Raw genomic sequence first — 25,339 nt, 5'->3', positions numbered from 1 at the left:
ATTTTAATTCTCATTTTAATCAGTTAATATAAATAATTATAATAAAAAAAGATAAAAATTCTAAAAATAAATATTTTAAATATAGGGGAGTTTCTATTATGAGTTTGAATAATAGTGTTATAAATGAGAGGGAGAAGATTAAGAATTCTGCTAATGAGATATTATTAGATTATTCTGATTTGGATGGTTTAGATGATGTTTTTAATTCTATTTGGGAGGTTACTGGTTCTAAGAATTTTAAAGATTTTATTAAAAACATAAAAAGGATTATTAAATATTTTTTAGAATATGGGTCTTATGTGTTAGATGTTTCTAGTGATTTTGCTAATGAATTTCCTCAAATTAAATATATAATTGATGCGTTTCCACAAGGTAGATTTCATTATCTTCTTCCTCTTGGATTTAAAGACAAAATGGGTTTAGAAGGTTATGATAGTTTAAAAGACGTTATTTTTGGGGTATTGGCTTATAATGGTGAAGTTAATCTTTCTGATGTTTTTTGTATACTTAATAAGGTTATGGTTCTTTTGGATGATTTTGATAAAGATATTATTTTTAATGGTCCTGATAAAGAATATTTTATCAGATTAAAGGGATTAGAATTTGATAAAAATGCTAAAAAACTTTTAAATAAAATTGATAAAATTTATAATAAATATATGACAACTAATTCTGATGAGGTTTTTGATGAGAATCCTAATGCAGGTTACCCTTCTGCCATAGGTATTTTTATAGGTGTTAGTGATAAAGCTTTGGTTTTTTTGTGTTGTTGTAGTGCTGTTGTTAATAATCGTGCGGTTGTTATTTTGGATGATGTTATTTGTGCATTTAAAACCTATTTCAAATTATTAAATCTTATAAATAAAGATTAAAAAAATAAGGGACATTTTTAATAATAAATTTTGATATTTTTCGGGAGTGATGTGCTTATGGCTATTAAAATTGATTATGATGTTCCTAAAGAGATGGCTAAGAATAGAGATAAAGCTGATAAGATTTTGAATAATTTTTCTGATGTGGAAGGTTTGCCTATTGTTTTAAATCAGACGTTAAGTCTTATAGATTCTAAAAATATGAGAGTTTTATGTAAATCATTGATTTCATATGTTGAAAAGTTTCGTTTTGATGAATTTAATATTAATAGGATGGATGAAGATTCATTCGCTGAGAATTATCCTCAGTTGGAGTATGCTCAAGTTTTAGATAGATTTAAAATAGTTTATGTTCCTAGTTTGTGGGGAGATACTATTTTATTTGAAAGTTATACTGCTCTTAATAGTTTTTTAACTGGGATATTGTCTATGAAAAAGGAAAATAATGAAACTTGTATTGATGAAGTTTTAAATCTGTTAAATAAAGTCATGGCTTTATTGGATGATTTTGATAATGATGAAAGTTTTATTCCTCCAGATCAAGAATTTTTCAATAAATTAAAGAAAATGAAATGGGGTAAAAATGCTAATAAACTTTTAGATAAAATATTTGATATATATACTAAGATAGGGCATATGATTATAGAAACTCCTACTATTGATTCTCACGATAAATTTCTTACTAATTCTAGGTTTTCTTTGATTTTTTTGAGTGCTTGTAGTGCTATTCATTTTGGCAATAGTAAAATGGAAATTGAAAATGTAATTCATGCTTATCAAGTATATTACAAATTATTAGATGCAAATATTAGTGATTTAATCTAATAAAAAGGAGATGGTTTTTATGAAAATTGGTAAGCTTACAGCTATTTTTTTGAGTGTTGTTTTTTTCGTTATTGTATTAGCTATCATAGCTATTTCTATTGGAATTCTTTTTTCAGGATTTAGTTTTTCTAATAATTGGATTATTAGAATCATATTGCTTGCAATTACTTTTTTTATTAGTAGGAAATTCTATAATTATATTTATACAAATGTGAAAATCAAAGAAGGTAAAGATGAAGTCGCAGTATATTCTAAAGAAGATAAAAAAAGAAAAATAGCTGTTTTTGGAGTATTATTGATTTTTATAATAGTAATAGTTTATATTTCTGCGGGTTTATTATTTTTATCAGATAACAGTAATGATAATAGTAATGTAGCAACTATTAAAAATTTTAATAATTCTGATATTTCTTTTAATTATTCTAGTGATTGGAGTATTGAAAGTAATAATAGTACTGATATTGTTTTAGTGGATTATTATGGTAATTATTTATATATTTCTAAAGGTGAAGCTGGTGGTTATTCATTAGATGAACTTTATAATGTATATAAGTCTGTTTGGGATGATAATAAAAATATATCTGTTGTTAATTCTTCAAATGTTGTGATTAGTGGTATTCCTGCTATTGAAACTTATCTTAAGATAAGTTCTAATGAAACAGTTAAAATAGATGAAAATATTGCGAGTATTGCGTCTTTTTTCAATATAAAATCTAATGGAACACAATACACTAATTCTTATGATGTTCTCTTGCTTAAAGGGGATAATTATTATTCAATTACTTATTATTATACTGGTGATCTTGTAAATAGAGAAGAATTTAAAACATTTATAAAAAGCTTCAAAATATAATAAATAGCTAATAATAGTTAATAATATATTTAGTGATAACAATTAGTGCAAATTTATACATACTTGGAAATAATTATAGGGTATGTAATAATATTTTTAAAAATAATATTTAAATAAAAATAAATATTTAATTAAAAAAATTTTAAATAAAATAACTAAAGCTTTAAATACTATTAAATCAATAAATTTTAATGTTCTTAAGTATCATGAATATTAGAGAAATTCTTATTTTGTTTCATGATATAGTTACTAAGTAATTATAATTTCTTACTTATTATAATTCTTATAACAGATTACTAAATTTAAATATTAACTAATCAATTTTGTTGATTGTTTAGTTAATAAGGATCACGAACGTTTATTCGATCAATAACTAATATTAACTATTATAAGGAGGATTATCAATGGCTAGATTTGAAGAAGCTGAAAATAGAATTTTCAAAGTTAAAATTTGCTTAAAATGTAATGCTCGTAACCCAGCTGCAGCTACTGCTTGTAGGAAATGTGGTTACAAAGGTTTAAGATATAAAGCAAAAGAACCAAGAGGATAATCATTTTTGTAGCTATTTTTCATTAATTGAAATAGCTATAGAATTTATTATTTAATTTATTTAAATCTATTAATCTCTTTTAAAGAGAAAAGTTTAAATACTTAAAAAGAAATAGAATTTAATACTAGTTTTATTTACTTAAATTAATATTATATATTTCTTTATTTGAAATATATTGTTACATTAGTTTCTTGCAGGGATGGTCGAGCGGTCAAAGGCGATAGGTTGAGGGCCTATTGGGTGAGTCCCTTCGCGGGTTCGAATCCCGTTCCCTGCACCATTTTTATATATTTTTACATTATTATAATAGGGTATTGTTATATTTCTTTATTATTATGTTTCTTTATTTTTTATTTCTTTATTTATTGTCCATATTCTTTTGTTTTTCATTTTTATATCATCAAATTTATATTATTAAAGATTATTATCTATATTTATATCTATATTCCTTTATTTTTTTATTATTAATTCTATTACTCATTTTTATAAAATATATTTATCATTGGTTTTTTTTAATTTTATTTAATTAGTATTCTATTTTTACTAATTAGGCTATGATTTTTTTATAAATCTGTTATTTATTTTTTTTATTCGTTTCAACTTATAGTACCCTATTAGTATATTAATTATTTTTCATTTTATTTGAGTACTTTCACATATATTTAGAAGAGAGGTTCTTTCATCAACAAATGTATCTAATACTAATAGATTTAAATATAATTAAAACAGATATTATCATAGTATAAATTATTATTGATTTATAGTATTCTTTAATTATATGAAATATATTAAAACATTTAATTTTATTGATAAACGATAAAATAATGAATAATTAATATTATTGGGAATTTGTTTTATTATATTATCATTTATATTTATTATTAATTAATTATTATGGGTGAATGAATATGAAAGCCGTTATACCAGCAGCAGGTTTAGGTACAAGATTTTTACCTGCTACTAAAGCTCAACCAAAAGAGATGTTGCCAGTTTTTGATAAACCAACAATACAATATGTAATTGAAGAAGCTGTAGCTTCTGGAATTGATGATATTTTAATTGTAACTGGTAAGGGAAAGAGGCCTATAGAGGATCATTTTGATAGATCATTTGAATTAGAATATCATTTAAGTGAGAATGGTAAAGATGATTATTTAAATGAAGTAAAAGAAATATCAGATTTAGCAGATATTTATTATGTACGACAAAAAAAACAAAAAGGATTAGGGGATGCAATTTATTGTGCAGAAAAACATGTTGGAGGAGAACCTTTTGCTGTTATGTTAGGTGATACTATTACTAAAGGGCCTGTTCCATGCACAAAGCAGCTTATTGATGTTTACAAAAAATATAATGCTTCTACAATAGCTGTGGAAGAAGTTCCTTGTGAAAAAGTTGAAAGATATGGTATAATAAAAGGAAATGAAGTTGAAAACAGACTTTACAATATTGAAAAGCTTGTTGAAAAACCAAAGATAGATGAAGCTCCATCTAATCTAGCTATAATGGGTAGATATGTTTTAACTAATGATATCTTCAATCATATTGAAAATACTGAACCTGGTTTTGGTGGAGAAATTCAATTAACTGATGCTATGGCAAAATTAGATACAATATATGGTCAGGTATTTGAAGGAAAAACTTATGATATTGGTAATAGAATTGAATGGTTGAAAACTTCAATTGAATTTGCAATGGATGATGAAGAGGCTAAAGATGAATTGCTTAAATATTTAAAAGATATTATAGCATTTTCATGTTAATTTATATGATTTTAGATTTTCCTCAATTATATTTATAAAATTAAAGATATTATTTGTTTATAATATTATTTTTATTCCATTATTTTCATTATTCTTATTATTCTTATTATTTTAATTATTATAACTATTACATTTTATTTGAATTAGAATTTTATTATAAATTTTATATATTTCATTGGAATTGTGATAAGATGACATTTAATTTAAAAGAAGAGTTAGAATTTACTAAATCTGAACTTAAAAATGCAAAAAATGATATAAAATTAATTGAAGATAAATTGGAATACTGTCAAAATCGTCTTTTAGATATTCGTAATGATAAAGATGATATTAAAAAGAGATTAGATAGATATGAAATTTTAGACATTGATAAAAAGTTAGAAGATGCAGATAAACTTAAAAATGATTATTTAAAGCAAAAGCATAGATTAGAGGTTACTAAAGAACTTCTTGATGATTCTAGAGAAGAAATAATCCTTTTAAAAAAAATAATTGATGATTTTAAAGATTGTAGTGTCTTTAATTTTATTAGAAAAAACTATCCTGAAAGTATCAATAAACATTATATTAAATATGAAAAATATGGTAAATATAATAATTATAAAGATAAACTATAGAATATAGGGATAAGCTATAAAATATAGAGATAAACTATAGAATATAATATAAATATTATTCTAAGATATTAAATAAAAATTATAAAGGAGAAATTCTATGGAGACAGAAAAAATATTAGTTACTGGTGGAGCAGGATTTATAGGAACCAACTTATGTAATGAACTAAGAAGTCGTGGACATGAAGTATTAGCATGTGATCTTTTGCACAATGAAAGAGATGATTATGTACGTGCAGATGTTAGTAAATTTCGCCAGATAGAACGTGTTTTTGATGAAAATGATGATTTTGATTATGTATATCATTTAGCTGCTGAATATGGTAGATGGAATGGTGAAGGTTACTATGAAAACTTATGGGAAACTAATGTCATTGGAACAAAACATATGATTCGTCTTCAAGAAAAGTTAGGATTTCGTATGATATTCTTTTCATCAGCTGAAGTATATGGGGATTATACTGGTGAAATGAGTGAAGATGTAATGATAAATAATCCGATTAAAGATACTTATCAAATGAATGATTATGCTATTACTAAATGGGCTGGAGAATTAATGTGTATGAATTCAGCTACAATGTTTGAAACTGAAACTGTTAGAGTTCGTCCAGTTAACTGTTATGGACCTCATGAAGAATATTCTCCATATAAAGGTTTTATTCCAATATTTATTTATAAAACTCTTCATAATCAAGGTTATGATGTTTATGAAGGGCATAAACGTATCATTGATTATGTGGGAGATACAGCGACTACTTTTGCAAATATTGTAGATAATTTTATTCCAGGAGAGGCTTATAATGTCGGAAGTAAACAAGAATGGGAAAAAGATATCAGAGAGTATTCTGATATTGTTCTTGATGCTGTTGGAGCAGATGATTCTCTTGTAACTTATCATGAAGCTGAACCTTTCACAACAAAAGTTAAAACTATTGATTTCTCAAAAGCTATTCGTGATTTAAAACATGATCCTAAAGTTTCTCCAGAAGAAGGTATTAAAAAAACTGTTGAGTGGATGAGAGAATTTTACAATATTGATTAGTCAATTATTAATATTACATTGATATTATCATTAATATTTGACTTTTAATATTTAACTTTTATAATTTATATTAATAAATTAATTATTAAATGTAATTATTAGAAAATAATTTTATTTAGAAGGTAATTTTATGTCAAAATCAGTAGCTATTATTCCAGCTTTCAATGAAGAAGTAGCTCTAGGAAGTGTTATTCTTAGAACTTTAAAATATGTTGATAAAGTTATTGTGGTTAATGATGGTAGCTCTGATAAAACTAGTGAAGTAGCTAATCTAGCTGGTGCAGAGCTAATAACTCATCCTACAAATTTAGGAAAAGGTCAAGGTTTAAAATCTGGTTTTGAAGCCATAAAATCTCTTAATAATTTAATTGAAGATAATAATGAAACTTATGATATTATTGTAACAATCGATGGTGATGGACAGAATAATCCTGATGAAATTCCTGATTTGATTTATCCAATTGAATCTGGAAATGCTGATTTTGTTAATGGTAGCCGTTATGTTGATGGCTCTGTTGAAGATGATACTCCTTCTTATAGGCGTATTGGTCAAAAAGTTTTAGATAAAGCTACAAATATATCTTCAGGACTAGAAATAACTGATTCTCAAAGTGGATTTAGAGCATTTTCTAAAAAAGTTATTCCTTATTTTAAACTAAAAGATTCTGGTTTTGCAATTGAAAGTGAAATGCTTTCTGATGCTGCAGAAGCTGGATTAAAAATAGTAGAAGTTCCAATAACAGTTAGGTATGATCTTAATGGTTCAACTGAAAATCCTATTACTCATGGAGTTGGAGTTCTTTTAAAAATAATAAAAGATATGGAACTTAGAAGACCTTTAATTTATTTTACACTTCCAGGTCTTATAATATTCATAATTGGTATTATAACTGGAATTTGGTTTTTGAATGATTATATAAATGGTACTAGTATTAACTTTGGTCCAACTGTAATAGCTATTATGCTCATTGTAATTGGATTGTTTTTAATGTTAAATGGAATATTATTAGATTCAATAAGAAAATTAATCAATAGAAAATTGTAAAATTATTATTTATTGTTGAATTAAATTCAAATAGAAAATTGTAGTATTATTTTACATTATAAATCAATAATTATATTATAAATCAATAATTTTGTTATTTATATTTTTTATATTTTTTATATTTTTTATTTATTTTATTTATTTTAGTATAATTCAGTTCCTAATTCTTCTTCTATTGTATCCCAGAACTCACAAGCCCAGCTACTATCTCCAGCAATTACCATATCTAAAAGTCTTAATTCTCCATTTGATAATCTAAACAAGCGATAATCACTTTGTGTTTTTTTCTTTTTTCCAGGTTCTTTATTACAATCTAAGTAAAGTCCATCTGAATAGTCTTCTTCAAAATCACCAGATTTTACAAAATCTCCAACTAATGAATATCCATTTGAAACACTTTTATCAAGTTTTTCAATAGTTTTTAACCAACCACCTTCACTTCTAAATTTCATATCTGGATCTATTGTATTTATTTCTTTTTGCCAATTTAATATCATAAATATCCCCTTTGTTAATGTTAAATTATTTGTTTAAGTTATGTATTATCCCATTTAATAGCTATAATTTAAATAATATTATATATTAGAAATAAGATTTCTATAAATAAGATTTATCAATAATTTATTTATTATTTATTTATTATTAATCCAGTTTCTAATTGTTTTATGTATTTAAATTTATAGCTATTTTAATGAAATATATAAGGAATTACCAATTCTTTGTTTTTATTTCAATAAAGTCGCAATTTATTGAAAAAAATATTATGTTTATTAATTTATAAATCAATAATCCTAGAGAGTTAATGAGAAGTAATATCTAAAAAATTTTTGCAACGAATATTTATAAATATTTAATATCAGATAATTTTTTAATTTTAATTATTAAATATAACAAAATTTATATTAAAAATTTATATTAAATTTATATTAAATATTATATTAAATTTAAATAAAATAAAAATGTAATAATAATGATAAACATATTTATAACATAAATATTTTATTTTCATATATTTGATTATAAAATAATAAAAATAAATATCAAAGATGATTATCCTAATATAATCATAATAATTATTATAATAATTTTTTAAAAAAATATTCATAAAAAAATAAAAATAATCATAAATGAGTGATCTGATGGAAATACTAAATAAATTTGGAATAATACCTAATAATTCTAAGCTATATGAAATGGCATTCATACATAAATCATATGGGGTTAAACATAATATAAGTTATGATTATGAGAGATTAGAATTTTTAGGTGATGCAGTACTCAGCATGATTGTTTCTGAATATATATACAAAAAATATAAAAATATTGGTGAAGGAGATTTAACTAAATTAAGATCAAATTATGTTTGTGAAACTGCTTTAGCTAACTACTCTCATGATTTAGGACTAACTAGTATGATAAAGTTACAACTTGATGATAATAAAGTTAGTATAAATGAGGTTTTTTCTATTAGTGCTGATGTCTTTGAATCTTTACTTGGTGCAATTTATTTAGATCAAGGTTTAGAAACTACTAGAGATTTCCTTTCTAAAACAGTTTTTCCAGCTATTGATGAAGAAATTATATTTTTCAATGACTTTAAATCAAAAATAAAAGAATATGGGGATGCCAATGAACTTCTTGTAGAATATAATTTAATTGAAGAATATGGGGCTCCACATGATAAAACTTTTATTATGGGGATATTTATTGATGGAACAGAAGTTGGCAGAGGAGTAGGAAAAAGTAAAAAAGAAGCTGAGCAAATTGCTGCTGAAAAAGCTATTGAAAAGTTAGATATATAATTATTGGAAATTTAGAAATAATATGATGGTATAAAAATTAAAATAATAAAAATAAAATAAAAATAAGACAAGAATAAGATAAAAACAAGTTTAGAAAAGATAAGAATAAGATAAAACTATGATAAAAATATAATTAAACAAAATTAAAATATATAAAAAATAAAAAATTAAAGATTATTATTCTTGTTTAGATCTATAATCTTTGATAGCTGCTTGTAATGCGTCAGCAGCTAAGTTAGAACAATGCATTTTTACTTTTGGAAGTCCATCTAATGCATCAGCTACATCATTTCTACTAATTTCATATGCTTCATCAACTGTTTTTCCTAAAGCTAATTCAGTAATCATACTACTTGTAGCTATTGCTGCTCCACAACCAAATGTTTTAAATTTTATATCATCAATTTTATCATCTTTGACTTTAATATAAATAGTCATCATATCTCCACAAGTTGGATTTCCTACTGTCCCTTCACCATCAGGATTTTCGATTTCTCCAACATTTCGGGGATTAGTAAAATGTTCCATTACTTTTTCTGAGTACATTTTTTCACCTTTATTAGTTAGTTTCTTTAATTAATTTTTTATAGGTAATTCCTTTCGATAATTAAATATCACAACTTTCAGTATTATTTTTCCAAATGTCTTTGTCTTTATTCCAAATTGAAGACATACTTCGAAGTTTTTCTATGATAGGTGGTATTTCTTTAATTACAATATCCACTTCTTCTTCTGTATTTTCAGGACCAATAGTCAATCTAAGTGATCCATGAGAATCAACATCTTCAAGTCCTATTGCTTTTAGAACATGAGAAGCAGTAAGTTTCTTAGATGAGCATGCAGAACCAGTTGAACTAGCAATACCTTTTGCATCAAGCATAAGGACAATTGATTCACCTTCAATTCCAGTAAAACGGAAGTTGACATTTCCAGGAAGTCTTTTTTCTATATTTCCATTTATATAAGATTTTTCAACACTGTTTAAAACTCCATCAACAAGTTTATCTCTAAGTTTTTTAGTATATTCCATAGTATTATTTAGTTCTTCTTTAGCTAATCTACAAGCTTCACCTAAACCAACTATTCCTGGGATATTTTCAGTTCCTGGAGATAAATCCATTTCTTGTCCTCCTCCATAAAGAATTGGTTCAAGTCTTGTTCCTTTTCTAATATACAATGCACCTATTCCTTTAGGTCCAAATACCTTATGTGAAGAAATAGAAAGTAAATCAACATTCATCTCATTAACATCAACAGGTATCTTTCCAACAGATTGAACAGCATCGGTATGGAATTTAATTTTCTTTTCTTTAGCTATTTTGCCAATTTCTGCAATTGGTTGAATAGTTCCAATTTCATTATTTGCATGCATGATAGTAATGAGAATAGTTTCATCTTTAATAGCTGATTTAAGATCTTCTATTTTGACAATTCCATCTTCATAAACAGGAAGATAAGTCACTTCAAATCCTTTCTTTTCAAGATGAGCACATGTTTCCATTACAGCAGGATGTTCTATAGCTGAGGTTATAATATGGTTTCCTTTATCAGCATTTTTTAGTTTATATGCAATTCCTTGAATAGCTATGTTATCAGATTCAGTTCCACCACTTGTAAATATTATTTCATCTTTATTTGCACCAATAATATTAGCGACATGTTTTCTAGATTCTTCCATAGCTGCTTTAGCTTCTCTTCCAAGAGAGTAAAATGTTGATGCATTTCCAAATGACCTTGTGAAATATGGTTTCATAACTTCAAATACTTCTTCTCTTACAGGTGCTGTGGCTGAATGATCCATATATATCATGATATTACTCCATTAACTTTAATTTAATTATAATATTAATATTAATATAAATTCTATGGTTCTATTAAATGTTGAATATAAGTACTATGTTATTCATGTTTATTAAAATTATTGAAAAAAAAATTATAAATAATTTAAAAAATAATTGACTAATACATATAATTGATAATTATTATTTAATGTAAGATATAAATCTGTATATAAAATATATTAATTTTTTGCAATATATAAAAATTTTTTATAAAAATTTTAAAAATAAAAAATTATTGAATTAATATAATTAGTCTAATAATATAGTCTAAAAATTAGTCTAAAAATTAATCTTTATAATTAGTCTAATAATTAATATAATAATTAATACTTATAATATTAAATATTTGATTTAACTATTAAATTAATTATTAAAAAATTATTTTAAAACTTCAGAGTATTCTTTATAGATATCTTGGAAAACCCAATCCATAGAAAGATATCTTTCACCAGTATCTGGTAATATAACTAAAATCCGTTTTCCTTTATTTTCTTCTCTTTTAGCTACTTCAATTCCAGCATGAGTTGCTGCACCAGAAGAAATACCTGCAAGAACTCCTTCTTCTTTAGCTAATTTTAACATAGCTTTTGAAGCATCTTCATCTTTAACTTGAATTATTTCATCAATTAAATCACTTTCATAGATTTCAGGAATAAATCCAGCACCAATTCCTTGGATTTTGTGAGGTCCTGGGTTTTCTCCAGAAAGTACAGGTGAAGATGAAGGTTCAACAGCAATAGCTTTAAGATTTGGATTTTTTCCATTTTCTTTTAGTTTTCTAGCTATTCCAGTAATTGTTCCTCCAGTACCAACACCAGCTATAACAATATCTATGTTACCGTCTGTATCATTCCAAATTTCCTCTGCAGTTGTGCTATAATGTGTTTCTACATTAACAGGATTTGAAAATTGATGAACTGAGAAACTATTATCGATTTTCTCAAGTAATTCTTCCGCTTTAGCTATAGCTCCATTCATACCTTTATCACCAGGAGTCAAAACAATTTCTGCTCCAAAAATAGCTAATAGCTTTTTCCTCTCAAGTGACATTGTTTCTGGCATAGTTAAAATAAGCCTATATCCTCGAGCAGCAGCTACAAAAGCAAGACCAATACCTGTATTTCCACTAGTTGGTTCAATCAATGTGGTACTTTTGTCAATAAGGCCTTCATTTTCAGCTTTATTTACCATACCTACAGATATTCTATCTTTTACACTACTAAGTGGATTGAAAGATTCAAGTTTAGCTATTAAATCTCCATTTAATCCATCATCAATATTATTTAATTTTAACAAAGGTGTATTTCCTACTAACTCAGTTAAACTATTTGCAATTTTTTCACTCATTTTTTCATCTCAATCATTATTTTTTGTAATTTTCTTATTTTTATTTTCTTATTTTTTTATTTTATCCTTGTCATGTTTTTTTGGTTAATATCCTTTAATCTTCAATATTAATATCAATTTCATTTAGTTTATTTCTAATTTCATCTGAAAGATCATAATTTTTTTCTTCTCTAAGTTTTTCTCTTGTAAAAGAAATTATATCAAGAAGTTGAGAAGATTTGTCTTCCTTTTTTTCTTCTTTTATAGTAAATATATTTAATTTGAATATAGCTTCAAAATCTTTAAGTAATGATAATGATTCTCTAATGAATTTTAAATCTTCTATAGAAACATCACTATTATTTTTATCATCAATTTCATTAATATGTCCATTAATGACTTTTGTAAAACTTAATATAATAGCTAATGCTCTCGGAGTATTAAAATCATCATTCATATGAAAGAAAAATTCTTCTTTTGCTGAATTTAATTGATTTAATAATTTATATTTATTTGGATCATCAGTAATGTTAGATTTTTCAGAGGTTTCTAAAACTTCTAAGTTTTTTAGATAATCTAAAGTTTGTTTAAGGTTATCAACAGTTTTATTTAATCTATGTAAATTTTTTAAGGCTTGATTTAATGATTTGGATGAAAAGTCAATTGGGCTTCTATAATGTGTTGAAAGAACAAATAGTCTATAGGCCATAGGATTCCATTCTTTCAAAAGATCTCTTATGGTAATAAAATTTCCAAGAGATTTTGACATTTTAACTCCATCGACATTTAAAAAACCAGTGTGCATCCAATAATTTACCATAGGTTTTTTACCAGATATAGCTTCCATCTGTGCTATTTCTGCATCATGATGAGGGAATATTAAATCTAATCCTCCTCCATGAATATCATATTGTGGACCAAAATATTTTTCTGTAATTGCAGTATCTTCAATATGCCAACCAGGTCGGCCATTTCCCCATTTAGACTTATAAAAAGGAGTTTCATCAACTTCAGTTTTTTTCCAAAGTGCAAAGTCTTTTGGATCTTTTTTGGTTTTATCAATAGCTATTCTATGGGAATCTAGTTTGTCTAGTTTTCTATTTGATAATTTCCCAAAATCTTTAAATTTTGATGTTTCAAAGTAAACTCCAGTTTCTGTTTCATAAGCATAACCTTTACTAATCAATATTTCAATTTGATTAAAAATTTCATTTAAATGATAAGTTGCCCTAGGATATAGATTAACAGAATTGACATTAAGTTTTTCCATATCTTCTTTAAACTTTTCTTCAAAATCCCTAGCTAAATCTTCAGGGTCGATTTCTCTCTCTTTAGCTCTATTAATAATTTTATCATCAATATCAGTAATATTTTCTACATAAAAAACTGAATATCCAATAAATTCCAAATATCTTTTTATCATGTCAAATGAGATATAGGTACGCCCATGCCCAATATGAGCATCATCATAAACAGTGGGGCCACAAACAAAGAGATTAACGTTTTTATCATTGTTTATTGTTTCAAAAACTTCTTTTTTTCGACTTATTGTATTATATATCTCTAACATTTTTAACCTCTTTATAATGTTTGTTCTTTCTTGTTAATATTATTATCATTTTCCTTAATAATAATGAGTTTTTTATGATTATTTTATATTTTATTAAGATTTTTATTAATTATAATTAATTATATAAATTTAAATAATCAAGATAATCAAAATATATCTTAATCAAAATATATCTAAATCATAAAGTTTCATCATTATTGTTATTTTTCCTATTTTTATAGTATTTGTCAGCTTATTTTCTCTTAATTTTCATTCATTATCATTAAAATCCTTTAATATATAAAATTATTTACCAACAGCTTTATTTAATCCTTGATCAATATCAGCTATAATGTCTTCAACATTTTCAACTCCAATAGATAACCTAATAAAATCAGGTGTTACTCCAGTAGCTATTTGCTCTTGAACATTTAATTGAGAATGTGTAGTTGATGCAGGGTGTATAACTAATGATTTAGAATCTCCAATATTAGCTAAATGGGAAAGTAAATCAACATTATTGATGAATTTTTTACCCTCTTCTAATCCACCTTTAATAGCAAATCCTATAAGTGCACCATATCCGCCTTTTAAATATTTTTTTGCGAGTTTATGGGAAGAATCAGTTTCAAGTCCAGGATAATTTACCCATGAAACATTTTCATGACCTTCTAAGAATTTAGCTACTTCAAGTGCATTTTCACTATGTTGTTTCATTCTTAGAGATAAAGTTTCTGTACCTTGTAAAAGCAAGAATGCATTGAATGGACTTAAACTTGGTCCAACATCTCGTAGGAAGTTTCCTCTAGCTCTTATAATATATGCTAGTTCATTAAAAGCTTCTGTGTATGATAATCCATTATATGCAGGATCTGGTTTAGTAAATTCAGGGAATTTTCCATTTGCCCAATCAAATTTATCTCCTGTAACGATTATTCCTCCAAGAGTTGTTCCATGACCTCCAAGGAATTTTGTAGCTGAATCTACTACAATATCTGCACCATATTCTATTGGTTTAACAAGCCCAACAGCAGAGGTATTATCTACAATCAAAGGAATATCATTTTCATGAGCTAACTTTGATAATTTTTCAAAATCAGGAACATCTAACTTAGGATTTCCTAAAGATTCTGCATATAATGCTTTAGTATTTGAATCAATTGCTGCTTCATATGCATTTAAATCTTGAGAATCAACGAACTTTACTTCTCTTCCGAAGTTAGGGAAAGTATTATTGAATAATGAATAAGTCCCTCCATATAAGTTGTCTCCAGATACTATATTTTCTCCTACACTAGATAAGTTTAGTATAGATGTAGTTATAGCAGCAGCTCCTGATGCAAATGATAAACCTGCTACACCGCCTTCAATAGCTGCAACTCTTTGTTCAAGTACATCATTAGTAGGATTAGTTAACCTTGTATAGATTTGTCCAAACTCTTGAAGAGCAAACAAATTTGCTGCTTGTTCTGTATCATTAAAAACATAAGAAGTTGTTTGATAGATTGGAACTGCTCTTGCACCGGTTGCCGGATCTGGTTCTTCTTGACCAGCATGTAATTCTAATGTCCTGTTTCCATATTGTTTTTCTTCGTTATTATTATCACTCATATTAACACCTATAACAATTTTAAATTTTTGATTTTAATTGTAAAATAGTATTTTTGACATATCGTCAAAATCCTAATTTAACAAAATAGATCAATTTTAATATAGATTAATTAATAAAATAAACAAAATTAACTTAATATAAGAAAATTAGTTCTAATTTTAAGTTAATGATTTTTTATATTCTATATCTTGATTTTATAACTATTGTTATATAATAACTATTGTTATATTATTATTTATAAATGTTTTGGTTTTTCTTGTTTTTAAACTTAATGTCGATATAAAAATATTAACATTTATATACTATAAAATAGATAATATAATTTAATATAACAATTGTAATATTAATGTTATATTTCTAATTTGCCATTGTTAGATATGTATATCATTCTTGAAGGCATTAACATGTATTTATTGTAGTGATTTATTATAACTAAAAAATTTTATAGGTAATAAAGCATTTGCATAATAATTAATTGTTTTTAAAGTAGATTTTTGTAATTAAATTTTTCATTGATTTAAATGTTTAAAAGAATAAAAGAAGATATATTAATGGTTAATCTAAGAGATCCTGCAGCAAGAAGTTCATTTGAGATATTTCTCTGTTATTCAGGTTTACACTCTATATGGTACCATTTATTTGCCCATTATCTATGGAATCATGGCAGATATTTATCAGCAAGAATTGTTTCATCGATTAATCGATTTTTCACAGGAATAGAAATTCATCCTGCAGCTAAAATAGGACGTAGAGTTTTTATTGATCATGGAATGGGAGTAGTTATTGGTGAAACTGCTGAAATTGGTAATGATGTAATTTTATACAAAGGAGTTGTACTTGGAGGAACAAGCACAATCAGGGAAAAAAGACATCCTACTGTTGGAGATGGAGTTGTCATTGGTTCAGGGGCTCTTATAATTGGAAATATTACTCTTGGAAATGGATCTAAAGTGGGAGCAGGATCAGTTGTTTTGGATAATGTTCCTAATGGAGCTACTATTGTTGGGGTTCCTGGAAAAATAGTTCAAGAAGAAAGAAAATGTGCTATAGATCTTGAACATCAAAATCTTCCAGATCCTATTGATAAAACTCTTCAAATGCTTTTAAAAAGGCAAAAATATTTAGAAAATGAAATTATTAAACTTAAACAAGATAATAAAAGTTAATTATAATACAAAATTAAAAATATAAAATAAAAAAAGATTAATTAATAAATAAGTCTAGATTAAAATTGATATATTATGATATTATAACTATTATATAACTATTAATATGAATGGTAATTTTGAATATTAATTTTATTTAAAAAATTATAATAAAAGTTAATAAAGATATATTAAATATATAATGTTAATAATAAAATATACTGTGTTAATAATAAAATTTAAACATATAAAAAATTAAATTTACAGGAGGTGAAAATGATGAAACCACCATGTGAGATTGTTGTATGGTACTTAATTCCAGGAATTAGATCAGTTTTAGCTAAAGAACTTTTTGAGCTTGGAATGAAGCAAAAAGAGATTTCATCAATTTTAGATATAACCCAACCTGCAGTATCTCAATATCTTAGTGATAAACGAGGCAATGAAGTTGGATTTAATATTGAAATTTTAGGAATGATTAATAAATTAGCGCATGATTTAAAAGATGGGAAAATTGAAAAAATAGATATTATTCCAAGAATCTGTGAAATTTGCAGAAAAACTAAAGCTGAAGATATTTTATGTTTGTTACATAAAGAAAAAGATGTTGTTCCTGAAGGCTGTAAAGCATGTTTAGGTAGTGATTCAAGTACTTGTGATAATGAAGTTCTTCGTAAAAAGGGTATTGTTGCAAAAGATTGTAATGTTTGCTCTGATCCTTCAGAATATATATTATTTTATGATATTTAAGTGATAAATATATTATATTTAGTTTTATTTAGTTATCTGTATTTAATTTATATTTAATTCATAATTTATTTATATTCATTTTATATATTTTACATATATTTTTTATTATTTTTATTATTAAATATATTATAAATTAATTTAAATATACTAAAAATATACTAAATTTAATTATTATTACTTTATATTTAATTTATTTAGAAATTAATATAGTATAATATTAATTTAATTGATAAATATTGATTTAATATTTAATTAGAGATTCAATTAATAAATATTAATTTAATTGATGAATATTGATTAATTGATGAGATTTAATTGAAAATATTTTGATAATGTTTTTCTATTTTTTTAAATGCTCAGGATGAGTATACACATTGAATTTATCTTCTCTTGCAAATCCTATCATAGTAATATTAGCTTCATCTGCTACAGTATATCCAGATAGTGTTGGTGCTGCATTAGAAGCTATTAAAGGAATTCCTACTCTAGCTAGTTTAATCAATACATCTGCTGGCATTCTCCCACTATAAACTATATATGAATTTTTAAAGTCTAGTTTTTCTCTTGCAGATGCTCCAATAACCTTATCAACTGCAACATGTCTACTTATATCTTCTCTGGAAATAAATTTATCTTTTTCATTATTTACTAATCCAGCTACATGTGTTCCTCCAGTTTTTTCCCAAGTAGTAGCTTTTTCTCTAATTTTTTCAATATTCTCTAGTATTTCTTCACCACTGACTTTAAAATCTGATTCTACTTTGTTTATCAAATCAATTTTTGTTCTCCAACCTCCAAAACAATCAGATCCAACAATAAGTTCTTTCATAATATCAAAATCTTCCAAGTTCACAGTAGCTGTTATTTTGTTACCATTAACTTCAAGTTTTTCTATATTATCAACAGTTTCAATAATTCCTTCTCCTAACATATATCCCACAGTAAAATCTTCTAAAGAATTAGGGCTAATTGAAAAACTTCTTGTTAATGTTTCATTAATTACTACAGTTATTGTTTCATCAGCGACTATTTCTTCTTCTTTATCAATATAAGCTCCATTTTTATAAAATGAAGCTTTAACATTATCAGTCATTAACATATTTTTCAATCTCCTCTATATTTATACAAAATTTATAATGCTAGTTTAAAATATTGATTTAATTTAGTCTTAATTAGAAAATTTTAACAACCATTATAATCATCCTATTATCTAATTTATTTAATAAATAGTCTAATTAATCATTATTTTGATGTAGTTCTTTTTCAAGAACACTTATTTCTTTTAAACCATCTTCAATAGTAAAAGATGTTACATATGGTTTGATTTCTTTTGAAATCAATAAGTCTATAGCTCCAGGACCTACATTTGATACCAAGAGAATACTTACATCTTCGATTAAGTCTACACTATCAATCATGATGTTTCCTTCATGTTTTCCATTGTTACAAGGAGGATTATTCTCTCTATTTTCAAGAAATTCATAAGATCCATCATCTTTTATTTTATATATTAAAAATCTCTTTGCTTTTCCAAAGTGTTCATTAATATTTTCATTATCTGTACTTGCAACTGCAACTTTAAATGTCATTTTTTCCTCCTTTTGTATTATTTATATATTTATCTATTATTTTTATTATTTTTTATTATTTTATATTAAAATTGATTTATAATTGATTTAATTATTACATTATATTTTTCTATTAGAATTATTAGTATCAAAAAATACATATATTTAAATAACTATTGTTATAAATATTTAATAAAATTATTTAAATTATAGTATTTATATCTTATCTATAAGTAAAGTTATAAGTAAAGTCTATAAAAATGTGGAGTTTATGTAAAAATTAAGATTATACTATAAAATGAATAATGAACTTTTTTGAATAGTTATATAATAATTAAGATTCTTTAATATCCAAAAATTTAAATATTGATTAAATCTTATATTATAGTAATGCCAAGGTAGCTTAGAGGCCAAGCGGTGGACTGCAAATCCATTTTAACGGGAGTTCAAATCTCTCCCTTGGCTTTAAATATATTATTTAATATATTTGATATGATATTCTCTTTTTTAATAGTTATTATTTAACACCTTTTAATCTTAAAGCATCATGTAATAGTGAATTTCCATCACACTCATAACAATGATTCTCAAGACCCCAAGGAACTTTATTATTATAGACAATATCACTAGCTTCTAGTATTGTTTCTTTGTACCAACTTGCAAAAGGAGCCCTATGTCCTTCTAATTTAGATCCTGGATTTGGAGACCATACAAATGGAATAACATTAGCTCCTAACTCTGAAAGAAAAGTTATTCCTTCTAAAAATGTATTTTTAGGTTCTAATCCCATGACCATAGCTACATAAACATTTCCTTCTCCAAAAATCCCAATAGCTTGTTTAATTGATTTTATAAATTCATCATGACTTGTACTTGATGATTTTCCAGGACATATAGCTTCATAATATTTTGGATCCCAGACTTCCATATTAAAACTAAGAGATTGGATACCAGTATCATAGTACCCTTGAATTATATCATCTCCTTTTGCAGGAGCTGGAGCTATCAAACCTGGAATTCTTTCCATTCCTGTCTGATTTTTCATTTCAAATAATATGTTTCCAACAACTTCAAGCTCTTTTCCACTTATATAACAACCCCCTGTCATATTAATATGTTTAGCTTGACCTTCATTAAATGCAGTTGCTGCAACTTCACCTATATCCTTAGCTTCTTTTTTTCTAATCACTGATTTATAGGTAGTAGCTGTTGAAACAAGGTTACAAAAAGAGCATTGTTCATTATTTTTAAAATTAGAACAGTAATTCTGGAAACAAAAGAATAAACAGTCCTTTCCACCTAACTGGCCTATTTTAACCATTTCTTTTCCAGAACTTGTTTTTTGATTGTAGTATTCTGGACGATTCATCCATTTAACTTCACAGATCTCATGATTATTGTGGTGCAAAATTAATTTTTCCCCTTCAAGTTTTCGAACATTGTAGGGGGAAGAAGAATTTAATCTATATTGAACTATAGTGCCATCAGGAAGATAAAAATCATCTGGAAGTTTTACATCAACATGTGTTTCAAAATCCCAACCAAATAGTCCATGGTTCTGTTCTTTGTATTTTGTTCCAATATCTTTTAAACTTTCTTTATCTGCTCTTATTCCTTCGGTAAGTAGTGTTGCTTTTAATAATAAATAATCTACCATAATTATAACCTCCTTATAATTTCACTATAGTCTCATTTTCATCTAATATTTATCAATGTAGGCATCATTTCAATTCAACTTCAATAGGATTTGATTTGTTAGCTATTATATTATAAATATAAGCAGATATTGTAGTAAATATAAATATTCCTATGAATCCTCCTATAATACTTTCAATCAATATAATATAAGATATAGAAACAAATAAAAAAATCACTATAATAAGAACAATTATATAAGGAATAATTGAGGAAATAGCAGAAATTAATCCAAATTTCAATGGGTTAATGTAAATGACTTTATTAGTATAATTAACACTATTATTTACTTCATTAGTGCTGGTATCTAGTTTAACTCCATCCAGTTTAAGTATTATTCCTCCAATTTTTTTAGATATTAAATTATATACAAAAATTCCTAAAAATGGTAGAACAAATGATAATACAATAACTATTAAAATAATTATCGGGTTTGTTAAAATATCAATAGTTTGACCTATTGTTGAAATTGTTGGTGTAAGACTTAATAATGAAGATAAATCAGTTAAAATAACCTCTAAAATTAATTTCAAGAGTGGATAAGTTAAAATCACAAACACAATATTTATTAATGTTATAATAGCAGAAACTGGTAATATAGAAATTTTTTTAACTTGCCCATCATCATATAAATCAAATGAAACTGATATTTTTTTTGAAAGAAAGTTATAAAGAAAAGTTCCTATAAAATAATAAACAATAGCTCCTAATAAAGATCCAAATGCTATTGAAAATAGAATAGTCAATGAAAGAAAACTTAAATTTCCATTGATAATTGAATAAATAAAAGTCATTATTCCTAATATTATTCCCCAAATAAAAATTATATTTGACCCAACAAGAGTAACAGTACTTGAATCTATTGATTCTAATTTTTTTCGTTTAAACATATTATTTTTTCCTATAAAAATTCATTTAATGAATTCATTTTTATTTTTATTATTTTTTTATTATTTTTATTATTCGATGATTTATTATTATGTATAGATAAAATATCTAATTAATATTAAAATAATCATATAAATTATTAGACATATTCATGTTTGAACTATTTTATTCAGCTACAGAACTGTTTACAGTCACATTAGAATTATTATCTTCTTTCATTGGCATTGGACAGTTACATTTGCTTCCTTTTTCCATACTACACATATTACAACAGTAATTATCTCCAGAAGCATGATCATGACAATTCAACATTTTACACTGATGGCATATGTCTTCTTCGTCTCCTTGAAATATAAATAATGATATAGCAAAAACAGATATAAATACAAGGATTAATATCACAGCTATTATCACATAATTCTTTTTTTTCATATAATTCTCCTAATTATTGAGTATATTATTAAAGTCATATAATTAAATTATATAATTAAATTATGTATTATAGAACTAAATTATGTAATTAATTAGATTGACTAATATATCAAAATTTTTTAATTTAAGGTTCTAAATAACTTAATCCTGAAACTATGGTGTTTATGAATTGTCAGTTTTAAAACCATTCTTTTACAAAACACCAAATAAATTATTCAATCACATTCAGGACATTTTTCTTGTTTTGGAGCGTTTGAATCCTTATTGCCTCCATCTTTTTCATTATTGGTATTTTTTAATTGATTATTATTTAATTGGTTATTATCAGATTTTCCTTGAGTATTCTTATTCAGATTATTATCTTCTCCTTTTAGATTAGAGTTATTATTAGAACTACTTTTTAAATTTCCATCATTACTTAAATTTTCAGAAGAATTATTAGATGATAATTCACTAGAGCTATTGACATAACTATCTTGACAGTTATCTGATGTTTTAAAGAAACTTTCATTTATAGCATAAGCTCCAATAATTCCTGCAAATGCAACTATAATAATTGCTATTATTATTAAGTATTCTTTTTTTAAAATTTAAATCACCTTCAAAATCACGATCAAACTGTAGTTGCTATACTTTAAACGTTAATTTATATTGCTTCAAAGGAGAAAAGATATTGCCTGCAATATCTTTTATAGTCTTTTTTGGTATAACAATATAATATTTTATATTAGGTTTGAGTTTAGCTTTAGGACTTATTATTAACTTATTATTCAAAATTTTAACATCAATACTCACTTTTTTCTTATTTTTAGTATTGATTAAAGTAATTTTACTTAATGATTTAGAATTTACTTTGTCTATTTTCTCAGAATAAGCTATAACTACATTTTTACCTTTAAGTTTACCATAACTCTTAGGACTTGAAGATTTAATCTTTGGAACTACTTTGTCTATAACATATTTTTTAGTTAAAACATTGGAATCATGTCCTAAACTATCTTTACCATAGAAATTTAATTTTGAACTTTTAGTTATCTTAATAGGCTTACTATACAACTTATAAGCATCATTATTCAACTTATAATAAATTTTACCATTACCTTTGATTGATAAACTCACTTTAAAATTCTTATTAATCTTTTTTGATGAGGGATTAGCAGTAACTGGAGATTTATTTATTGTATAATTATAACTAAAAACTTTAGAATTTGAAGTATCACTATAAAGTATGAATTTCAAAATTTGGCTATGGTGAACCATTATTACTTTTCCATCATATTTTTTACTTTTATTTGTTGGTGCTGAACCATCAGTTGTATAATAAATAGTTCCATTACTACTTGAAGATACTTTAAGTGTGTGTATTTCACTATAATAAGTACCAGGTTTAATATTTGGAGTAATATTTGGATTTTCATCTATAATGTATTGATATGAGTATATCTGTGAACCAACACCTTTTTTATCATATGATATAAATTTTAAACTTTGACTGTGATGTATCATTATCACATCACCATCATATAGATTACTTTGATTATTTGGAGTAGATCCATCTGTTGTATAATAAATAACCCCACCACTACTTGAAGACACTCTAAGATTATGAATCTGATTATAATATGTACCAGCTACTAGATTTGGAGTTATGGTAGAATTTTCATCAATAATAAAGTCAAAAGTGTAGACTTGTGAAGTTTGTGAACTATTAGTAACATTATAACCAATAAATTTTAAAGTTGTATTTTGATGAATCATAATAGATTTACTTTGATTATAAAGCTTGCTTGATTCATTAGGTGTAGATCCATTTGTAGTATAATAAATATTTATATTTTCCTTATCCGATATTAATTTAAGATCATGTATTTGATTATAGTAAGTACCAGAATCATAAGTTGATTCAATATTAATCTCATCAGTAGCAGATAATGGAACTATTGTAACAAAGCATGATATTCCAATAATGATTAATATAAGATAAATTTTTTTTAACATATTCTTTTCCCTCTTTTGTTTTTTTCAATTTTTGTCATTTTATTAAATTATTTTTAGTTTAATGGCATTTTGTTTACTGAATATAGTTTAAATAAAATTTTTTTTATAAATTAAAATGCTCTTATTTTTTCTTTTACAAAATATTTTTCAATTTGATTGATAATTTTAATAATAAATACTGAAAGCAATGTTACAGTAACAACACCTGCCCAAATGTAAGGAACATTACCTGCCATTTGAGAAGTCATAATAAAATATCCTAATCCTTTTCCAGTTGTCATACCCATCATTTCAACACCAAATACAGCTAAAAATGCAAATATCACACTTAAACGAAGTCCTGTAAAAATATTAGCTAAAGAAGCTCTTAGCTGTACTTTCCAAAATATATCAAAATTATCAAAATTTGATGCTTTCGCTATTTTTATATATTCTTCTTTAATATTTCTTGCTCCTGATACTGTATTATTTAGTAATGGCCATAATGCTGCCCAAAATATCACTAAAACTATTGAAAGTTCATTTAATAATGTTAACAGGATAATAAAATGGAAAAATCCAAAAGGATTTAATTGTTCTAAAAATCTAAATAATGGATTAATTGATATTTCTAATTTTTTATAAAATCCAGCGACTAAAAATCCTAATGGAATTGCAACTAAAATAGCTAAAAAAACACCAATTGTTATTCTTAAAAAAGTATAAAGGGCATCTTCAATAATAATTCCATTAAAAATTAAATATAGCATAGTATAAGCAGTAGTTGTAAATGAAGATACAAAATTCTCATCAAAAAACCCAGTAATAGAAAGAAATTGCCAAACTATTATAAAAATAATAATAGCTATATATTTAATAAAATAAGACTTAATTAAGTTGAATATTTTATTATTAAATAGCTTATTATTAAATATTTTACTATTAGATATTTTGGATTTAATGAATTGATTTTTACTATTCTTCTCCATTATAATCCTCTTTAATTAGTTTATTTTGTTTTGTTTTATTTTTGATAAATTAATTCTAAAATTAAATCACCCTCTTTTGATACTTTTAAAAGTTCAGATGCTTTTCCAAAGAATAAATTTATACTATTAGCTCTCTGTTCCTTGTTGGAGATGTTTTCTACTGAGATCACTGATATTTTTTTTATTTGGCATTTTTTACC

24 protein-coding genes, 2 tRNA genes and 1 pseudogene are annotated in these 25,339 nt (G+C 24.9%); 13 read left to right on the top strand and 14 right to left on the bottom strand.

Translation table 11 applies throughout. The annotated features are described in order from the left end of the window. The first annotated feature begins 98 nt into the window (after positions 1 to 98). The 9 genes from KQY27_RS01530 to KQY27_RS01490 all read left to right on the top strand — a co-directional run bounded on the left by KQY27_RS01530 (position 99) and on the right by KQY27_RS01490 (position 7,565). On the top strand, positions 99 to 872 hold the full coding sequence (locus KQY27_RS01530) for a hypothetical protein (RefSeq protein WP_224424813.1): 774 nt from the start codon (positions 99 to 101) through the stop codon (positions 870 to 872). A 57-nt stretch (positions 873 to 929) separates the two neighbouring features. Further along, on the top strand, positions 930 to 1,697 hold the full coding sequence (locus tag KQY27_RS01525; RefSeq protein WP_224424812.1) for a hypothetical protein: 768 nt from the start codon (positions 930 to 932) through the stop codon (positions 1,695 to 1,697). A gap of 19 nt (positions 1,698 to 1,716) precedes the next feature. Beyond that, positions 1,717 to 2,550, top strand: a complete 834-nt coding sequence (locus tag KQY27_RS01520; protein ID WP_224424811.1) for a PsbP-related protein — start codon at positions 1,717 to 1,719, stop codon at positions 2,548 to 2,550. Positions 2,551 to 2,954: 404 nt separating this feature from the next. Beyond that, a complete protein-coding gene (locus KQY27_RS01515) occupies positions 2,955 to 3,101 on the top strand; it encodes a 50S ribosomal protein L40e (RefSeq protein ID WP_224424810.1) in 147 nt (48 codons plus the stop codon). Between the two features lie 193 nt (positions 3,102 to 3,294). Further along, positions 3,295 to 3,381, top strand: a tRNA-Leu gene (locus KQY27_RS01510). Positions 3,382 to 4,009: 628 nt separating this feature from the next. Continuing rightward, a complete protein-coding gene (galU, locus tag KQY27_RS01505; RefSeq protein WP_224424809.1) occupies positions 4,010 to 4,864 on the top strand; it encodes a UTP--glucose-1-phosphate uridylyltransferase GalU in 855 nt (284 codons plus the stop codon). A 191-nt stretch (positions 4,865 to 5,055) separates the two neighbouring features. Beyond that, positions 5,056 to 5,481, top strand: coding sequence for a hypothetical protein (locus KQY27_RS01500; RefSeq protein WP_224424808.1), 426 nt, complete (start codon positions 5,056 to 5,058; stop codon positions 5,479 to 5,481). A gap of 97 nt (positions 5,482 to 5,578) precedes the next feature. After that, positions 5,579 to 6,520: an NAD(P)-dependent oxidoreductase gene (locus tag KQY27_RS01495; protein ID WP_224424807.1), complete on the top strand. Its 942-nt coding sequence runs from the start codon at positions 5,579 to 5,581 to the stop codon at positions 6,518 to 6,520. Between the two features lie 130 nt (positions 6,521 to 6,650). Next, on the top strand, positions 6,651 to 7,565 hold the full coding sequence (locus tag KQY27_RS01490) for a glycosyltransferase family 2 protein (protein ID WP_224424806.1): 915 nt from the start codon (positions 6,651 to 6,653) through the stop codon (positions 7,563 to 7,565). Between the two features lie 143 nt (positions 7,566 to 7,708). Here the strand turns inward: KQY27_RS01490 and KQY27_RS01485 are convergent, their stop codons facing one another. Further along, entirely contained in the window at positions 7,709 to 8,062 is a 354-nt protein-coding gene (locus KQY27_RS01485) for a hypothetical protein (RefSeq protein WP_224424805.1), read from the bottom strand. Positions 8,063 to 8,704: 642 nt separating this feature from the next. Here KQY27_RS01485 and rnc point away from each other — a divergent pair. Then, a complete protein-coding gene (gene rnc, locus KQY27_RS01480; RefSeq protein WP_224424804.1) occupies positions 8,705 to 9,367 on the top strand; it encodes a ribonuclease III in 663 nt (220 codons plus the stop codon). Positions 9,368 to 9,544: 177 nt separating this feature from the next. Here the strand turns inward: rnc and nifU are convergent, their stop codons facing one another. From nifU to KQY27_RS01455, 5 genes are all read right to left on the bottom strand, one after another. Further along, the gene (nifU, locus tag KQY27_RS01475; RefSeq protein WP_224424803.1) at positions 9,545 to 9,913 is read right to left on the bottom strand and encodes a Fe-S cluster assembly scaffold protein NifU; all 369 of its coding nucleotides are present in this window, start codon (positions 9,911 to 9,913) and stop codon (positions 9,545 to 9,547) included. 61 nt (positions 9,914 to 9,974) lie between these two features. Beyond that, positions 9,975 to 11,174, bottom strand: a complete 1,200-nt coding sequence (gene nifS / locus KQY27_RS01470; RefSeq protein WP_224424847.1) for a cysteine desulfurase NifS — start codon at positions 11,172 to 11,174, stop codon at positions 9,975 to 9,977. Between the two features lie 412 nt (positions 11,175 to 11,586). Further along, positions 11,587 to 12,555 carry a cysteine synthase A gene (gene cysK / locus KQY27_RS01465; protein WP_224424802.1) on the bottom strand — a complete coding sequence of 323 codons (969 nt, stop codon included), beginning with the start codon at positions 12,553 to 12,555 and terminating at the stop codon, positions 11,587 to 11,589. Positions 12,556 to 12,649: 94 nt separating this feature from the next. Further along, the gene (cysS, locus tag KQY27_RS01460; protein ID WP_224424801.1) at positions 12,650 to 14,104 is read right to left on the bottom strand and encodes a cysteine--tRNA ligase; all 1,455 of its coding nucleotides are present in this window, start codon (positions 14,102 to 14,104) and stop codon (positions 12,650 to 12,652) included. A 285-nt stretch (positions 14,105 to 14,389) separates the two neighbouring features. Further along, entirely contained in the window at positions 14,390 to 15,694 is a 1,305-nt protein-coding gene (locus KQY27_RS01455) for an O-acetylhomoserine aminocarboxypropyltransferase/cysteine synthase family protein (RefSeq protein ID WP_224424800.1), read from the bottom strand. Positions 15,695 to 16,216: 522 nt separating this feature from the next. Here KQY27_RS01455 and cysE point away from each other — a divergent pair. Both cysE and KQY27_RS01445 read left to right on the top strand, forming a co-directional pair. After that, positions 16,217 to 16,861 (top strand): serine O-acetyltransferase, encoded by a 645-nt coding sequence (gene cysE / locus KQY27_RS01450; protein WP_224424799.1) that lies wholly within the window; start codon positions 16,217 to 16,219, stop codon positions 16,859 to 16,861. A gap of 258 nt (positions 16,862 to 17,119) precedes the next feature. Next, a pseudogene (locus KQY27_RS01445) lies at positions 17,120 to 17,497 on the top strand (transcriptional regulator); the annotation flags it as partial. A 433-nt stretch (positions 17,498 to 17,930) separates the two neighbouring features. Here the strand turns inward: KQY27_RS01445 and fdhD are convergent. Together fdhD and KQY27_RS01435 are read right to left on the bottom strand one after the other, a co-directional pair. Beyond that, positions 17,931 to 18,689, bottom strand: coding sequence for a formate dehydrogenase accessory sulfurtransferase FdhD (gene fdhD, locus KQY27_RS01440; protein ID WP_224424798.1), 759 nt, complete (start codon positions 18,687 to 18,689; stop codon positions 17,931 to 17,933). A 136-nt stretch (positions 18,690 to 18,825) separates the two neighbouring features. Further along, positions 18,826 to 19,179, bottom strand: a complete 354-nt coding sequence (locus KQY27_RS01435; RefSeq protein WP_224424797.1) for a NifB/NifX family molybdenum-iron cluster-binding protein — start codon at positions 19,177 to 19,179, stop codon at positions 18,826 to 18,828. Between the two features lie 371 nt (positions 19,180 to 19,550). Between KQY27_RS01435 and KQY27_RS01430 the strand changes: the two genes are divergently transcribed. Continuing rightward, a tRNA-Cys gene (locus KQY27_RS01430) sits at positions 19,551 to 19,623 on the top strand. A 52-nt stretch (positions 19,624 to 19,675) separates the two neighbouring features. Here KQY27_RS01430 and KQY27_RS01425 read toward each other — a convergent pair. From KQY27_RS01425 to KQY27_RS09205, 6 genes are all read right to left on the bottom strand, one after another. Next, positions 19,676 to 20,815 carry a radical SAM protein gene (locus KQY27_RS01425; RefSeq protein ID WP_224424796.1) on the bottom strand — a complete coding sequence of 380 codons (1,140 nt, stop codon included), beginning with the start codon at positions 20,813 to 20,815 and terminating at the stop codon, positions 19,676 to 19,678. 64 nt (positions 20,816 to 20,879) lie between these two features. Further along, on the bottom strand, positions 20,880 to 21,743 hold the full coding sequence (locus KQY27_RS01420) for a hypothetical protein (RefSeq protein ID WP_224424795.1): 864 nt from the start codon (positions 21,741 to 21,743) through the stop codon (positions 20,880 to 20,882). Positions 21,744 to 21,906: 163 nt separating this feature from the next. Then, entirely contained in the window at positions 21,907 to 22,173 is a 267-nt protein-coding gene (locus tag KQY27_RS01415; protein ID WP_224424794.1) for a hypothetical protein, read from the bottom strand. A gap of 627 nt (positions 22,174 to 22,800) precedes the next feature. Beyond that, positions 22,801 to 24,171, bottom strand: a complete 1,371-nt coding sequence (locus KQY27_RS01410) for a chitobiase/beta-hexosaminidase C-terminal domain-containing protein (RefSeq protein ID WP_224424793.1) — start codon at positions 24,169 to 24,171, stop codon at positions 22,801 to 22,803. A gap of 110 nt (positions 24,172 to 24,281) precedes the next feature. Further along, complete coding sequence (locus KQY27_RS01405) at positions 24,282 to 25,139, bottom strand: ABC transporter permease subunit (protein WP_224424792.1); 858 nt, start codon at positions 25,137 to 25,139, stop codon at positions 24,282 to 24,284. Between the two features lie 35 nt (positions 25,140 to 25,174). Continuing rightward, complete coding sequence (locus tag KQY27_RS09205; RefSeq protein WP_255596582.1) at positions 25,175 to 25,309, bottom strand: hypothetical protein; 135 nt, start codon at positions 25,307 to 25,309, stop codon at positions 25,175 to 25,177. Between the last annotated feature and the right edge of the window lie 30 nt (positions 25,310 to 25,339).

The sequence above is a fragment of the Methanobrevibacter sp. TMH8 genome (assembly GCF_020148105.1).
Lineage (GTDB): Archaea > Methanobacteriota > Methanobacteria > Methanobacteriales > Methanobacteriaceae > Methanobinarius.
The sequence above is the reverse complement of the archived record's forward strand: the minus strand, read 5'-3'. Positions and strand labels throughout refer to the sequence as shown.

Bases quoted from the DNA above. Each gene is read 5' to 3' on its own strand.
- KQY27_RS01530 (WP_224424813.1), top strand. From the start codon at position 99: ATGAGTTTGAATAATAGTGTTATAAATGAGAGGGAGAAGATTAAGAAT.
- KQY27_RS01525 (WP_224424812.1), top strand. From the start codon at position 930: ATGGCTATTAAAATTGATTATGATGTTCCTAAAGAGATGGCTAAGAAT.
- KQY27_RS01520 (WP_224424811.1), top strand. From the start codon at position 1,717: ATGAAAATTGGTAAGCTTACAGCTATTTTTTTGAGTGTTGTTTTTTTC.
- KQY27_RS01515 (WP_224424810.1), top strand. From the start codon at position 2,955: ATGGCTAGATTTGAAGAAGCTGAAAATAGAATTTTCAAAGTTAAAATT.
- galU (WP_224424809.1), top strand. From the start codon at position 4,010: ATGAAAGCCGTTATACCAGCAGCAGGTTTAGGTACAAGATTTTTACCT.
- KQY27_RS01500 (WP_224424808.1), top strand. From the start codon at position 5,056: ATGACATTTAATTTAAAAGAAGAGTTAGAATTTACTAAATCTGAACTT.
- KQY27_RS01495 (WP_224424807.1), top strand. From the start codon at position 5,579: ATGGAGACAGAAAAAATATTAGTTACTGGTGGAGCAGGATTTATAGGA.
- KQY27_RS01490 (WP_224424806.1), top strand. From the start codon at position 6,651: ATGTCAAAATCAGTAGCTATTATTCCAGCTTTCAATGAAGAAGTAGCT.
- KQY27_RS01485 (WP_224424805.1), bottom strand. From the start codon at position 8,062: ATGATATTAAATTGGCAAAAAGAAATAAATACAATAGATCCAGATATG.
- rnc (WP_224424804.1), top strand. From the start codon at position 8,705: ATGGAAATACTAAATAAATTTGGAATAATACCTAATAATTCTAAGCTA.
- nifU (WP_224424803.1), bottom strand. From the start codon at position 9,913: ATGTACTCAGAAAAAGTAATGGAACATTTTACTAATCCCCGAAATGTT.
- cysK (WP_224424802.1), bottom strand. From the start codon at position 12,555: ATGAGTGAAAAAATTGCAAATAGTTTAACTGAGTTAGTAGGAAATACA.
- cysS (WP_224424801.1), bottom strand. From the start codon at position 14,104: ATGTTAGAGATATATAATACAATAAGTCGAAAAAAAGAAGTTTTTGAA.
- KQY27_RS01455 (WP_224424800.1), bottom strand. From the start codon at position 15,694: ATGAGTGATAATAATAACGAAGAAAAACAATATGGAAACAGGACATTA.
- cysE (WP_224424799.1), top strand. From the start codon at position 16,217: ATGTTTAAAAGAATAAAAGAAGATATATTAATGGTTAATCTAAGAGAT.
- fdhD (WP_224424798.1), bottom strand. From the start codon at position 18,689: ATGTTAATGACTGATAATGTTAAAGCTTCATTTTATAAAAATGGAGCT.
- KQY27_RS01435 (WP_224424797.1), bottom strand. From the start codon at position 19,179: ATGACATTTAAAGTTGCAGTTGCAAGTACAGATAATGAAAATATTAAT.
- KQY27_RS01425 (WP_224424796.1), bottom strand. From the start codon at position 20,815: ATGGTAGATTATTTATTATTAAAAGCAACACTACTTACCGAAGGAATA.
- KQY27_RS01420 (WP_224424795.1), bottom strand. From the start codon at position 21,743: ATGTTTAAACGAAAAAAATTAGAATCAATAGATTCAAGTACTGTTACT.
- KQY27_RS01415 (WP_224424794.1), bottom strand. From the start codon at position 22,173: ATGAAAAAAAAGAATTATGTGATAATAGCTGTGATATTAATCCTTGTA.
- KQY27_RS01410 (WP_224424793.1), bottom strand. From the start codon at position 24,171: ATGTTAAAAAAAATTTATCTTATATTAATCATTATTGGAATATCATGC.
- KQY27_RS01405 (WP_224424792.1), bottom strand. From the start codon at position 25,139: ATGGAGAAGAATAGTAAAAATCAATTCATTAAATCCAAAATATCTAAT.